Source organism: Limnohabitans sp. 15K (genome assembly GCF_002778285.1).
GTDB lineage: Bacteria > Pseudomonadota > Gammaproteobacteria > Burkholderiales > Burkholderiaceae_C > Limnohabitans_A.
In genome coordinates, this window is sequence record NZ_NESM01000001.1 from 1,552,775 (window position 1) to 1,566,587 (window position 13,813).

Genomic DNA, 13,813 nt, shown 5'->3' on the forward strand with positions numbered 1-13,813 from the left:
CCCCCGCTGCGAAGGTGCGTCCGCAGCCCACAGACATTCGCCCCGAGTGCGGGGCTCCTACAATGAATCCATGCCCTTTGGAGACCGTGCATGAATGAATCACAAGCCCGCGAAGAGATGTGCCGCGTGGGCCGCAGCCTGTTTGAGCGCGGCTACGTGCACGCCACGGCGGGCAACATCAGCGTGCGATTAGACGACGGTTTTTTGATCACCCCGACAGACGCGTGTTTGGGCTTTCTGGACCCGGCGCGCCTGGCCAAGTTGGACCCACAAGGCCAGCAGCTGAGTGGCGACAAGGGCAGCAAAACCATCGCCTTGCACCGCCAAATTTACGCCGCAGCGTGCGAGCACGATGCCGATACGCGCTGCGTGATCCACACCCACAGCACCCACTGTGTGGCGCTGAGCCTCAACGCCGACGGCCCCGAGTTGCTGCCCCCCATCACGCCCTACTTTGTGATGAAAGTCGGTCATGTGCCCTTGGTGCTTTACCACCGCCCGGGCAGCCCCGATGCCGCCCACGAAGTGGCGCAACTGATCCGCAGCCACGCCGCGCAAGGCACACCGATCCGCGCCGTGATGCTGCCGCGCCTAGGGCCCAATGTGTGGCACGACACGCCCGCAGCCGCCATGGCCACGCTCGAAGAACTTGAAGAAACCGCACGGCTCATGCTGCTGCAACCCCACACCCCGCCGCTGCGGGCCACCGACCTGGACGAACTGCGCCAAACCTTTGGCGCACGCTGGTGACCCCGTAGGAGCGGCGCCCTCGCCGCGAAGAATTTCTCTGAACACCGAAAGAACACGATGCCCCGCTTTGCCGCCAACCTCTCCATGATGTACCCCGACTTGCCGTTTTTGGACCGCTTTGAAGCGGCCGCCAAAGATGGGTTCAAGGCCGTGGAGTATTTGTTCCCTTATGCCTTTCCTGCACAAGAGCTGGCCGCACGGCTGAAAAACAACGGCTTGCAGCAAGTGTTGTTCAACACGCCCTCTGGCGGGACCGAGACCGACAGCTTTGCCAAGGCTTGGGAAACCGGCAGTCGAGGCACCGCCAGCGTACCCGGTCGTGAAGCCGAATTCCGCACCGGTTTTGCGCAAGCCCTGATTTATGCAGAGGCACTGAACTGCCCGCGCATCCACGCCATGGTGGGCTTACGCGCCGAGGGTGCCAGCGCTGAAGCCGCAGACGCCACCCTCGTCAGCAACCTGCAATGGGCCGCTGCCGAAGCGGCCAAAGCCGGGCGTGATGTGCTGGTCGAGCCGATCAACACCCGCAACGTGCCGGGCTTTCACCTCAACCGCCAAGACCACGCGCACCGCATCGTGCAAGCGGTGGGTGCCGCCAACGTGAAGGTGCAGATGGACCTGTTCCACTGCCAGATCGTCGAAGGCGACTTGAGCGCCAAGATCGCCCAGTACCTGCCCACAGGTCGGGTGGGGCATTTCCAAATCGCCGAGGTGCCTCACCGGCACGAGCCCGGCACAGGCGAAGTGAACTGGACACACATCTTTCAAGTCATCGACAAGATATCGGCCGAATGCGGTTGGGACGGATGGATCGGCTGCGAGTACAACCCGGCCGATGCCTCGGCAGGCGGCACCTCGCGCGGCCTGAGCTGGGCACGCGCCTATTTATGAACCCGAAGAAATGAGCATGCACATGCGAGCAGTGGTGCGTTCAGAAGTGCGGTCAGGTCTGAGCACAGAGCAAGGCCTGCTTTGACATGGCCGATGCGAATTACCTGATCTGGGCCGGTTTGGCGGCGGCCATGGTGGGCTTGTCCAAAGGCGGTCTGCCCACCGTGGGCATGCTGTCTGTGCCCATTCTTTCGCTGTTCATGTCCCCGGTCAAAGCGGTGGTGATGCTGCTGCCGATTTACATCATCTCTGACATGGTGGGGCTGTGGTTGTACCGCAAGAACTTCAGCGCCATCAACCTGAAAATCCTCATTCCTGCTGGTGTGGGCGGTGTGTTGGTGGGCTGGCTCACTGCATCGGTGGTGTCGGACACGGCCGTGAAAGTGATGATTGGCCTCATGGGCGTGGGCTTTGTGCTCAACGCTTGGCGCAAGCGCCACACCGCGCAAGCACCACGGCCAACCAGCTGGAAAAAGGGGTTGCTCTGGGGCAGCTTGTCAGGCTTTACCAGCTTCATCTCGCATGCGGGTGGCCCACCGTTTCAGGTTTACCTGCTGCCCCAACAACTGCCCAAGCTGGTGTTTGCCGGCACCTCGACCTTGTTTTTTGCTGTCATCAACCTGGCCAAGTTGGGCCCTTACCACGCGCTGCAGCCCTATGGCACAACCGAACTGATGGGTGCTTTGGTACTGATCCCGTTTGCCCTGGTGGGCACCGTGGCGGGGGCCTACCTCACACGCAAGATCGCCGATGACTGGTTCTTCAAATGGGTGCAAGTGGGCTTGTTGGCGATTTCCGCCAAGTTGATCTTGGACGTTATTGGGGCCATGTGACGCATCTCTGCCTGACTCGAAATCTGCTTTTTTTCTTCATCAAAACGTCATACCCACTCCGCATACTGGAACGTCTCAGCGACCCGTGTCACTGAAGAGCCCTTCCTTATCTGGAGTGAAAATGAACATCAAGTATTTGATCGCGGCAGCGTCCGTGGCCTTGCTGCAAGCCTGCGGCGGGGAAAGCACGCCTTTCTTTAAAACCTTGTCGGGCGATGCCCCACTGGTGATTGGTCACCGTGGCGCTTCTGGCACATTCCCTGAGCACACTTTGGAGTCCTACAAAGCCGCCATCGACCAAGGTGCGGATTACATCGAACCCGATCTGGTCTTGACCAAAGACGGCGTGATGATTGCCCGCCATGAGCCGATGCTCGATGGCACCACCGATGTCGCCACCAAGTTCCCCACCCGCAAGACCACCAAAAATGTGGACGGCAGGCAAACAACCGCGTTTTTCGCCAGCGAATTCACATTGGCTGAAATCAAAACTCTGCGGGCCATCCAGCCCAACGGTGCCCGCTCAAAGGCTTATGACGGTTTGTTCTCCATTCCCACCTTGGATGAAGTGATTGCTCTGGCCAAAACCGAAGGCGCCAAAGTGGGCCGCACGGTCGGTATTTACCCAGAAATCAAGCACTCCACTTTCCACGCCACGGATGTTGGTTTTGGCAAAAACGTGTTTGAAGACAAATTGGTCGCCACACTGCATGCCGCCTACGGCAACGTGGCCACGGCCCCTGTGTTCATTCAGTCCTTCGAGGTGTCCAACCTCCAGTACCTGAACACCAAAACCAATATGAAGCTGGTTCAATTGATCGATGCTTACGATGTGCTCGATGACGGCAGCATCCAGGTCGACACCGCCACGTACAACGAATGGCGTCAGCCCTACGACTTTGTGGTCAGCAAAGACGCACGCACCTTCAAAGACCTGGTCACCGCCAGCGGTTTGGATTTCATCAAAACCTATGCCGACGGTGTGGGCCCATGGAAACCATACTTGGTCAAAACCGTCAACGACAAGGTTGACCGCACAGGTGATGGCAAGATCACCGAAGCCGATCGCCGCGTGGACGGCTCAACGGGCGTGATCGAATTGGCCCACCAAAAGGGTTTGTTTGTGCACACTTGGACATTCCGTGGTGACGGCGGCTACGACCTCGGCTTCAAAGATGTGAAAACCGAAATCGAGTACTACATCAAGCTCGGCATTGACGGTGTGTTCAGCGACTTCCCTGCTGCGGGTGTGGCCGCTTTGAAGTCGGTGCGAAGCAACTGATCAGGCATTAACCAGTCTGCTACCCAAACCTGAGCGGTGCCCATGCGGGTGTCGACTAGGTTTGGGTTTTTTATGGTCCCACTCAAGCCAAACCACACACCGTCTTGGAGCTTTCCCAGCTGCTGAGGGCTTGGCCCAGGTCTACGCCACGGCGCATGGCCGTCATTTCGGCCACGATGCTCATGGCGATTTCGGGCGGGGTCAGGGCACCCAGATTCAAACCCACCGGGCCGCGAAGTTGGGCCGCCTCGGCTTCGGACACTTCAAACGCCAACAAACGCTGGCGTCGCTGCGCGTTGTTGTGGCGCGAACCCAATGCCCCCACATAAAAAGCCGGGGTGTGCAGGGCTTCTATCAAAGCCAAGTCATCCAATTTGGGGTCGTGTGTGACGGCCACCACCGCGCTGTTGTGGTCCAGTCGCATCGCGAGCACCAGGTCGTCGGGCATTTGGGTAGACAAGGTCACACCGGCCATCGCTTCCCAGCCTTCGTGGTACTCGGCGCGGGGCTCACACACGGTGACTTGGTAGTCCAGCATGACCGCCATGGCTGCCAAATAACGTGACAACTGCCCACCGCCAATGACGAGCAAGCGCAAGCGCGGCCCGTGCACCGTGGTCAGGCTTTGGCCATCAAACTGCAGCTTGTCGCCCTCGGTAGCGGCGACCATGCGCACCATGCCCGTGGCCATGTCCAAACGCCGCTCTACACGCTGGTGTTGCTCGATCAGCACCAGCAATTCTCGAAGTTGTGATGTGGCCGACAGCGGCTCGAGCACCACTTGCACCGAGCCACCACAAGGCAGACCGAAACGGCGCACCTCTTCGGCGGTCTGGCCATAGGTGGTGGTCTCGGGCATGCGCATGGCCAATTCGCCTTCGGCCACACGGCGGATCAAATCGTCTTCAATGCAACCACCCGAGACCGAACCAGCCACTTGGCCGTCGCCCCGGATGATCATCAGGGAGCCCGGCGGGCGCGGGGCAGAGCCCCATGTGCGAACCACCGTGCCCATGACCACACGGTGGCCACGGCTTTGCCAGTCGAGGGCGGTTCGGATCACGTCGATGTCGATGCTGTTCATGGGTTTGTCGTCTCCATTTTTGAAATGATCATAGCTGGCCGATTGGCATCAGGTCGCAGAAAAAGCTAAGTGCAAACCCTGTTTTCGCCACCCTAAAAACACCAGTTGGCCTGCCGCCAGAACGCCCATCAGCGCCAGCGCAGACTGCATGGCCCAGGGGCCTTGTGTTGGACTGGCAGCCCCCACCCACACCAACAAAACCGGGCCCAGCAGAAGGGCGAAACTGCGGGTCAACCAGGGTGACCGCCTGTGTGCAGGGCCAAGCGGTATGCGCTGACGGCTGCAATGGACCGCCCAAGCCAGTGAAGGCAGCAACATCGCCAACACCCCATGAAAGGCGCTGTTGCCCAGCAGCATGAGTGCGCCCACAACAATCAAGGACAAGCTGACACAGGTTTGAGCTGTGGGGGATGCTTGCCATGACTTAGCCCCATGCGTCAACAAGGCTGTCAAGGTGGGCAAGCCAGCCATGAGCGCCAAGTGGGCCCCCACCATTTGCTCATTACTCCAACTCAAGCTGGCACACCACGCATTGCCCAGCCATAAGGTGCCCATCATCAAACCCATGGCCGAAGGCGCAAGCAGGGTCTCAAGGCCAGCTCGCTGTCCGCGGCAAGCGGTCGTGCCTGAGGCTGCAAGGTGTTCATGCGCATACAAAACCCCAACACACAGTGCCAGCAAAAACAGCACCATCAGATGCGTCAAAAGCTCTTCAGCGGGCCATAGCAAACCCAAAGCCAACAGGCCTGCCGCCAACACAGGGTGCCAAGCCAAAGGGCCGAGTTGAAAGGTGCTGACCTGACTGCGCGTTTCGATCAACGCGATCCACAGCCCCCACACCACCGCCAAACACAAGAGAGTGCCGTGCGCCCATGGCTGGGCGATTTGGCTTTTCAGCCCAAAAGCGCCCAACGCCGTGAACAGTCCCAGCAGTCCCATAACCCAAGGTGCGCAGCCCAGCGCCCAAGCACTGCCCCGGCAAAACAAGCGAACAGACCACCACAAGGCGACCGCCAGCACTCCACTGGCCCAAGACCATCCCAGGTGCATGCCCTGCTCACCCAGCCACAGCCAGCCCAGCAAAAGCACAATCCAATACGCCACTTCCCGCGCATGAGTCAAGGCCATGAGTGTAGGAGGCAAAGAGTTTGGGTGGTCAGACATGGGCATACCCATGCAGTTGGTCAGAGCCACCCGCCGCATGCACACTGACATTGAATGACACGATCACCCGGTCGGCCGTACCGTGGTAGGGCATGGCTTGGTGCGACAGCCATGAAGGAAACACCACCAGCTGGCCCGGCACCGGTTCGATATCCAGGTGGGCGTTTTGCAGGTAAGCATTGCCAAAATCCATGGCTGCACCGCCTAAACGGTTGAAGTGCGGGCCATAAAACCGCGTCACGCCATTGGCTGCGCCCAACACCGGGTGCTGACTGCGCTGCTCTGGCGGATCGACTTGCAGGCAATACACGCCTGACCAGGAGCAGTTGCCGTGGGTGTGCACATCGTGGTGGCTACCTTGGCTGGAAATTTGGAACCAGATGCCGCGCATCGCAATTTGAAAGCCCGGCTTGGCTTCAAGCCAAGCGCCTTGGTTGGCCAGCACCACGGTCTGGCGCACGCTGTCGACGATGAAGCGCACCAGCTGCTCCCATTCCGACAAACGGATGCGCTGCAGCAGGTCGTCCCGGCTGGCATAGAACGGTTTGAGCTCGCCCGCATGGGTTGCATTGGCCGGGTTGTTGGGGTCGGTGGCCCGCATGGTTTGGAACACCCGCACCAACACAGCGTTCACCGATTCGGCTTGCGCCAAGCGGTGCACGCCGATGGGCGTGTGCCAAAGGGTGTGGAGCGGGTCAGGTTGCAACATGTTGTTAGGTTGATTCAGCTCATGCGGTCACGGCCAAATGGACAGGCCACTTGAGTTGATGGCCCGTGCGCGCGGCCAGGGCAGCGATGTCCTCCAAGGTGTCCACATCGGTGCGGTAGCGGCTGTTGGTGCTCACCCAAGTGTGCACTTGTTCTGGGTGGGCGGCTTGCCATTGGCGGCAGCCCACGTTCGCGTCACCTGCCAAAATTTGATCGCGCACTTCGGTGCTGAACATCACCGGGTTACCGGGCAGGCCATCAATTGTGGGCTGTACCACTTGCGCGCCCTCGGGCCGCTTTTTGTAGGCTCCGATCAGGTCATTGATGTCTTGCGAGTTGATCAGCGGCTGATCGGCCAAAGCCACCAAAGCGGCATCGAGTTTGGGCGAAAGGGCTTGCAGCCCCAAACGCAAGGAAGAAATCTGTCCCGCATCGGGGTCAGGGTTGTGCACCATCGTGACCGGAAATTCTTTCACCGCCTCTTCGATGAGCTCGGCGTAATGGCCCAGCACCACCACCACCTCGTCCACACCGGCGCCCGACAGCGCAATGAGTTGGCGTCGGATCAGGGGCACACCGCCCAGCTCCAGCAGACTTTTGGGGCGATGGCCCATGCGCGAGCCTGAACCCGCGGCCAACAACACCGCCCCCACCGCCACGCGGCTGTACAAGCCGCCACCACCTTTGAGAATGCAACCCATGATCAGCCTCCGCAGCAAGAAGATTTGGCTGACACGGCCACACTGGCCAAAGCGGCCATTGGCTCGACGGTCTTCAACGGGGCAATGCTGAGATCCGATCCCGCCTCTGTTTGAGAGATGGCCGCTTTTTTTGCACCGCCACAGCAACTGCTGGCTACAGGGGCTGTTGCCACAGAAGCCTGCACCGAATCGGCGGGTTTTGCCAGAGCGGCTGCAGTGGCTGAGACAGCCACTGCAGCTTGAGGTTCACGCCCACGTCGCGCTGCGACCACCGAGGTCAATACCGACAAGGCAATTTCTTCAGGCGTCTGCGCTCCAATGAACTCGCCAGCAGGCGCCATGATTCGGGCCACGGCGGCGGGGTCTTCACCACTGGCGACCAAGCTGCTGAGCAAAACGCTGGCTTTCTTGGCGCTGGAGACAAACCACAAACCTTGCGGTTGCAACGCCAATGCGACTTTGAGGCCCTGCAGGTCGCGGCGGCCTTGGGTGGCCACCACCACAAACGGTGTGGAAGACAGTTGGGCACTCACTGCGCTCACTTCGTCGCTGGCCAGCACCGTGTCAGCATCTGGAAAGTCAGCGGGCACAGCACCTTGCGCCACCACTGCCACGCGCAAGCCCACACGAGGGGCCAGAGCCACCAAGGCCCGCGCCACGGGCGAGTCGCCCACGACGGTCAACGTGGTCGAGGGCATGACCGGGTCGATGAACAATTCCAGCGTGCCACCCGAATGGCAGGCCATGCCGAATTCGAGCACGTCGCCCAAGTCGCGCTCAGCGCTTTCATCTGACGGGGAGATGCGAATTTTGCGCGGCTGGCCGTCCAGCAAAGCGCGGCGCACGGTTTTGATGACCGCCGGTTGGGCACAACCGCCACCAATCCAGCCGTGAATTTGACCGTCAGAGGTCACGACCGCTTTGTCGCCTGCTTTGCCCGATGTGGGGGCCTGGGCGCTGAGCACCGTGACCAGCGCAAAGGGCTGATCGGCGCTTTGCAGGCGGGCGGCCTGGGTGATCCATTCGTTGCGGTTCATGGCGCTTTCCTTAAATGTTTTGTACGTTGTTCGGTTTTCAATGGACTTTTCAATTTAAACATTCAATGCAGCACGTGTCGGGCTGCGGCCAAATCGGCCAAGCTGGCCAACGGCACAAAGCGCTCGATGCGGCTGCGTGCGCGCTGCAAGGCACCCGCTGCGGGCACCTGGCGCGTGGGGTGAAACCAGGTTATGCGGGCACCGCGTGCGCGCACTTCCTGCAAGGCGGCATCCAGCAGGTCCGGCCCGTCGGTGTCAAAGCCGTCCGAGAACACCCATACGCGGGCACCCCGGTTGAGCTGGGCGCGGGCATGCTGGCGGCAAAACTCTTGCAAGCTGGCGGCGATGCGGGTGCCGCCACCAAATCCGGCGGTCACAGCGTTGACCTTTTCCTGAATGGCAGGCGTGTCGTGGTGCATATAGGGCGTGACTTCGGCCAAGCGGGTGTGGAACACAAACACGCGTGCATCGGCCTCCAGGGCAAAAGCGCGGGCAACGCGCAAGAAGAGCGCGGCGTGCGATTCCATCGAACGGCTCACATCGGCCAGGATGAACAGTCGCGGCGGCTCCACGCGTTTGACCTTCCAAGCGGGCTGCATCAACTCACCGCCCCAGGCCACGCTGCGGCGCATGGTCTGGCGCAAATCCAGCCGCCGCCCACGCGGGGCCACGCGCCAGCGGCGGGTAGGGCGCGCTTGCAGTTTGTCAGTGATTTGGCGGGCCAGTTGTAGCAGAGCGCTCAGCTCTTGGGGCATCCACATCTGGCCATCGCGCTGGTGCAGGGCTTCGGTGCGGCTGGCACCACCTTGGGCGCGGGGCGTGCCGTTGTCTTGTTCGTCATGCTGGCTCGATGCGGAGTCGCCAGCGGTTTGGGGCGCGGCCTGCTGGCCGCTGGGTTGGGTATTCGGCTGTTGCGCCGCGTCCATCTGATCGTGCAGGGCTTGCACACTTTGGCGCAGGTTACGGCTGGGCCGGGTCTGGCCACTCACTTTCACACCGCCTCGCAATTTTTCGGGGTGCCAAAAGCGCTCATAGACATCAGGCCACAGCTGCCATTCGCGGTGGCTGTGGCAGGCAATGGCTCGCCAAGCCGCTTGGAGGGGTTTTTCTTGCATAGGACCAAACAACTCGGCCGCTTGCAGCATGGCTCGCTGCTCGGCAACACCCACAGTGAGGCCGTGGTCGCGCAACAGCGCAGCAAAACCCGCCAGACGCTCAGAGGGCGCGGTGGCGCTCTGAGCAGTCGTGCCAGCAGCTAGGGTTAGGCTGCGCTCGTGCATGCCACATTCAACATTCGGCGCTCAAACTGACGGCAGTCATGCCGTCGCCTTGGCCTGCTCGTTGGCGCTTTCGGCCACACCCACTGTGCGGCGGCCTTCGACCAACTGGCGCAGGCGGTCGGGGCCCATCAAAAAGCGGTCTTCGCGGGTCTTGAGCAAACAGCCCAGGGTGCCGAGCACTGCCGACATGTCTTCGGGCAGGCTGTGATGTCGCATTTGAAAGAGGGCATTCACCCAGTCCAAGGTTTCGGCAATGCCGGGGATCTTGGCCAGGTCTTCGCGGCGCAGGCGCTGCACGAAATGCACCGCTTCTTCGACCAAGCGGGTGTCGGCCTCGGGCAAGGCGGATTTGACGATGGCGATCTCGCGCGCCAGCGTCGGGTAATCGAGGTAGTGGTACAGGCAGCGGCGGCGCAATGCGTCCGACAACTCACGCGTGCCGTTGCTGGTCAAAATGACCTGAGGAATGTGTGTGGCGCGGATCGTGCCGATCTCGGGCACGGTGATTTGGTATTCGGCCAGCACTTCGAGCAAGAAGGCTTCAAAGGCTTCGTCGGCGCGGTCGATCTCGTCGATCAAGAGCACGCAGGGACCTGACTGGCTGATGGCGCGCAGCAAGGGGCGCTCCAGCAAATAGTCGCGGCTGAACACGTCCGACTCGCGCACACTACCAACACCGTTTTGACCGCTTTGTACCGATTCGCTCATCCGGATGGCCATCAGCTGGCGGCCGTAGTTCCACTCGTAAGCGGCTTGCGCCAGGTCCAGGCCTTCAAAGCATTGCAGGCGAACCAGGGTGGCGTTTTGCGATTGGGCCAAGGCCGTAGCCAAGGCTGTTTTGCCCACGCCCGCGTCGCCCTCGAGCAACAACGGGCGCTGCAAAGCAGACGCCAACCACACGGTGGTGGCCAGGTCTTCATCGGCCAGATAGCCCGCACGTTGCAGCCGCTCGCGCAGCAAGCGCTCCTCAGCGGCGGGCTGTGTGGGCAGGTCTGGCGTCGTCATACTCAGGCTTTCTTGCCGAGCAAGCCACCGAACCAGCTCTTGACCAAAGCCCAGAAGATGGCCAAGCCGTTGATCTCGCGGGCTACCACGGGCGCCTTGGGCACAGCGGCAGGTGCAGCAGCGTCGCCACCCGATGCAGCGGCAGATGCAGCAACCGTCGAAGCCGCTGGCGAACCCTCAGCCGCCGGCAAGGTCAGCGCGGTTTGGCGGAAGTTCTCGACAAACTGCGCCAGCAACATATCGGACACCTGCACCATCATGCGGCCGCCGAACTGCGCAAATTTGCCGTTCACGATCACCGCCGCTTGGCCATTCAGCACGCAATGTGCTGGGTTGGCCGGGTCGGCGGTGATGATCGCGGTCAGGTCCATCGAGGCGGACGAACCGCCCTTGTCGGCGCCCTTGCCGCGCAAGACCATCTTGCGTTCAGCGGGCACTGCTTCGACCACGTCCACGGTGCCACCAAACTGGGCCACGGCCGGGCCGACCTTGACCTTGACGCCGCCCTTGAACGAGGTCTCGGACAGCTGCTCGGTGATTTCGGCACCTGGCATGCAGTTGGCGGTGGCTTTCAGGTCGGTCAGCAGGGCCCAGGCCCGTGCTGCGTCCACATCCAGCGGGTATTGTTTGTCGAGTTTGACTTCCATTTTCTTTCCTGATTACAAAGCTGCGCCGTGCTCGCGCAGCGCTTTCCAGGTGCGGAAAGCGTTGTGCGGCATGTCTAGGTGCGTGACACCTAAGTGAGAGAAGGCATCCACCACCGCCGAGGTGAAGGTAGGAATCGAGCCAACGTGGGGTGACTCGGCCACGCCCTTGGCACCCAGCGGGTGGTGCGGCGAAGGCGTCACGGTGTGGTCGGTTTCCCAGTGCGGCGTTTCCACGAAGGTGGGCAAGAAGTAGTCCATCAGCGTGTTGCCCAGCAAGTTGCCCTGCGCATCGAACGGCATTTGCTGGCCCATGGCCACGGCAAAACCTTCGGTCAAACCGCCGTGGATCTGGCCGTCGATAATCATTGGGTTGATGCGGGTGCCGCAGTCGTCCAGCGCATAAAAGCGGCGGATTTTGGTCTCGCCAGTTGCACGGTCGATGTCGACCACGCACAGGTAGATGCCAAACGGGAACGTGAAGTTCGGTGGGTCGTAGTAGTGCACGGCCTCCAAACCTGGCTCCAAGCCATCTGGTGGCTGGTGGTAGGCCTGCCACGCAACGTCGGCCATGGTTTTGAACTTGCTGTCGTCGCCCTTGACCTTGAAGCGGTCCACTTCCCAGTCGAGGTCGTTTTCGTTGACTTCGAGCATGTGGGCGGCGATCTTGCGGGCTTTCGCGTGAATTTTGCGAGCAGCCAAAGCAATGGCAGCACCCGCCACTGGCGTGGAGCGCGAGCCGTAGGTGCCCAAGCCGTAAGGCGCGGTGGACGTGTCGCCTTCTTCCACCTGAATCACTTCAGACGGAATACCCAACTCGGTGGCGATGATCTGAGCATAGGTGGTTTGGTGACCTTGACCTTGCGTGATCGTGCCCATACGAGCGATGGCGCTGCCTGTGGGGTGAATACGGATTTCGCACGAGTCGAACATGCCCACGCCCAAGATGTCGCACATCTTCGATGGGCCAGCACCCACCACTTCGGTGAAGGTGACCAAGCCAATGCCCATCAGCGTGGGGCTGTTGGGGTCGGCGCGTTTGGCCGCTTGCTCGGCACGCAGACCTTTGTAGTCCACGGCTTCCAGTACTTTGTCGAGAGCGGTTTGGTAGTCGCCCGAGTCGTATTCAAAACCAAAGGCGCTGGTGTAGGGGAACTGTTCTTTCTTGACGAAGTTCTTGGCGCGGATCTCGGCCTTGTCCATGCCCAGCTTTTGCGCCAGCACGTCGACCATGCGCTCGATCAAATACACCGCTTCGGTCACGCGGAAGGAGCAGCGGTAAGCCACGCCACCGGGAGCCTTGTTGGTGTACACACCTTTGACACTGGCGTGCGCCGCAGGAATGTCGTAAGAGCCCGAGACGATGTGGAACATGCCGGCGGGGAACTTGGTTGGGTCGGCACAGGCGTCAAACGCGCCGTGGTCGGCCACCACGTTCACACGCAGGCCGGTGATCTTGCCATCGGCGGTGGCGGCCAATTCGCCGTCCATGTGGTAGTCACGGGCGAAGGCGGTGGACGAGATGTTTTCAATGCGGTCTTCCACCCACTTAACGGGGCGGCCCAGCACGATGGACGCGACGATGGCGCACACATAACCGGGGTAAATGCCGACCTTGTTGCCAAAGCCGCCACCGATGTCGGGGCTGACGATGCGCACTTTGGATTCGGGGATGCCCGACAGCATGGACACCACGGTACGCACCACGTGAGGCGCTTGCGAGGTGATGAAGGTGGTCAGGTCGCCTTTGATCGGGTCAAACGAGGCCACGCAACCGCAGGTCTCCAGCGGGCAGGGGTGCACGCGGGGGTAGTACATGTGCTGTGACACTGTCACTTCGGCCTTGTCAAAAGCGGCATCGGCGGCTGACTTGTCACCGGCATCCCAGGTGAAGATGTGGTTGTGGTGGTCGCGCTTGCCGTGTGCGCCTTCGGTCTTGCCAGCGAGGTCTTCGCGGATTACCGGGGCACCAGGTTGGAGAGCGGCATAGGGGTCGAGCACCACGGGCAGTTCTTCGTATTCGATTTCGACGGCTTCTACTGCGTCTGCGGCGATGTAGCGATCGTCAGCGATGACGATGGCGACTTCCTGCATCTGGAAGTGAACTTTTTCGTCGGCCAACACGGCTGCCACGTCACCAGCGAGTGTGGGCATCCAGTGAAGTTTCAGGGGCTTCAAGTCGTCAGCGGTCAACACGGCGTGCACGCCTGGGATAGCGAGTGCGGCTTCTTTGTTGATTTTGACGATGCGGCCGTGGGCAATCGGGCTGCGCACGATGTCCATGTGCAACATGCCAGCCATCTTGATGTCGTCAACGTAGTTGCCCTTACCTTGGATAAAGCGGGCGTCTTCTTTGCGCAGGCGCGATGCGCCCATGCCAGCCAACGCGAGTTCGCGGGCTTCAGCGGTTTGTACCGGTGCGTTCATGTGTGTC

13 protein-coding genes are annotated in these 13,813 nt (G+C 61.0%); 4 read left to right on the top strand and 9 right to left on the bottom strand.

The window, feature by feature from the left end; genetic code table 11:
- Positions 1-90 precede the first annotated feature (90 nt).
- The 4 genes from B9Z40_RS07375 (at position 91) to B9Z40_RS07390 (ending at position 3,756) form a co-directional block, all read left to right on the top strand.
- Positions 91-750: an aldolase gene (locus B9Z40_RS07375; RefSeq protein WP_100172563.1), complete on the top strand. Its 660-nt coding sequence runs from the start codon at positions 91-93 to the stop codon at positions 748-750.
- Positions 751-807: 57 nt separating this feature from the next.
- Complete coding sequence (otnI, locus tag B9Z40_RS07380; protein ID WP_100172564.1) at positions 808-1,641, top strand: 2-oxo-tetronate isomerase; 834 nt, start codon at positions 808-810, stop codon at positions 1,639-1,641.
- A gap of 86 nt (positions 1,642-1,727) precedes the next feature.
- Complete coding sequence (locus tag B9Z40_RS07385) at positions 1,728-2,474, top strand: sulfite exporter TauE/SafE family protein (protein WP_100172565.1); 747 nt, start codon at positions 1,728-1,730, stop codon at positions 2,472-2,474.
- A 121-nt stretch (positions 2,475-2,595) separates the two neighbouring features.
- Entirely contained in the window at positions 2,596-3,756 is a 1,161-nt protein-coding gene (locus B9Z40_RS07390; protein ID WP_100172566.1) for a glycerophosphodiester phosphodiesterase, read from the top strand.
- A gap of 82 nt (positions 3,757-3,838) precedes the next feature.
- Here the strand turns inward: B9Z40_RS07390 and B9Z40_RS07395 are convergent, their stop codons facing one another.
- The 9 genes from B9Z40_RS07395 to B9Z40_RS07435 form a co-directional block, all read right to left on the bottom strand.
- Positions 3,839-4,840 carry an XdhC family protein gene (locus B9Z40_RS07395; RefSeq protein ID WP_100172567.1) on the bottom strand — a complete coding sequence of 334 codons (1,002 nt, stop codon included), beginning with the start codon at positions 4,838-4,840 and terminating at the stop codon, positions 3,839-3,841.
- A 48-nt stretch (positions 4,841-4,888) separates the two neighbouring features.
- On the bottom strand, positions 4,889-6,004 hold the full coding sequence (locus B9Z40_RS07400) for a hypothetical protein (RefSeq protein ID WP_143473936.1): 1,116 nt from the start codon (positions 6,002-6,004) through the stop codon (positions 4,889-4,891).
- On the bottom strand, positions 5,997-6,713 hold the full coding sequence (locus tag B9Z40_RS07405) for a TIGR02466 family protein (RefSeq protein WP_100172569.1): 717 nt from the start codon (positions 6,711-6,713) through the stop codon (positions 5,997-5,999). Before B9Z40_RS07405 ends, B9Z40_RS07400 begins: the two co-directional genes overlap by 8 nt.
- A gap of 19 nt (positions 6,714-6,732) precedes the next feature.
- Complete coding sequence (locus B9Z40_RS07410; protein ID WP_100172570.1) at positions 6,733-7,413, bottom strand: NTP transferase domain-containing protein; 681 nt, start codon at positions 7,411-7,413, stop codon at positions 6,733-6,735.
- A 2-nt stretch (positions 7,414-7,415) separates the two neighbouring features.
- Positions 7,416-8,450, bottom strand: coding sequence for an XdhC family protein (locus B9Z40_RS07415; RefSeq protein ID WP_100172571.1), 1,035 nt, complete (start codon positions 8,448-8,450; stop codon positions 7,416-7,418).
- Positions 8,451-8,512: 62 nt separating this feature from the next.
- On the bottom strand, positions 8,513-9,730 hold the full coding sequence (locus tag B9Z40_RS07420; RefSeq protein ID WP_100172572.1) for a VWA domain-containing protein: 1,218 nt from the start codon (positions 9,728-9,730) through the stop codon (positions 8,513-8,515).
- A gap of 36 nt (positions 9,731-9,766) precedes the next feature.
- On the bottom strand, positions 9,767-10,735 hold the full coding sequence (locus B9Z40_RS07425; protein ID WP_199172503.1) for a MoxR family ATPase: 969 nt from the start codon (positions 10,733-10,735) through the stop codon (positions 9,767-9,769).
- A gap of 2 nt (positions 10,736-10,737) precedes the next feature.
- A complete protein-coding gene (locus tag B9Z40_RS07430) occupies positions 10,738-11,382 on the bottom strand; it encodes a CoxG family protein (protein WP_100172574.1) in 645 nt (214 codons plus the stop codon).
- Between the two features lie 12 nt (positions 11,383-11,394).
- Positions 11,395-13,806: an aerobic carbon-monoxide dehydrogenase large subunit gene (locus B9Z40_RS07435; RefSeq protein WP_100172575.1), complete on the bottom strand. Its 2,412-nt coding sequence runs from the start codon at positions 13,804-13,806 to the stop codon at positions 11,395-11,397.
- Between the last annotated feature and the right edge of the window lie 7 nt (positions 13,807-13,813).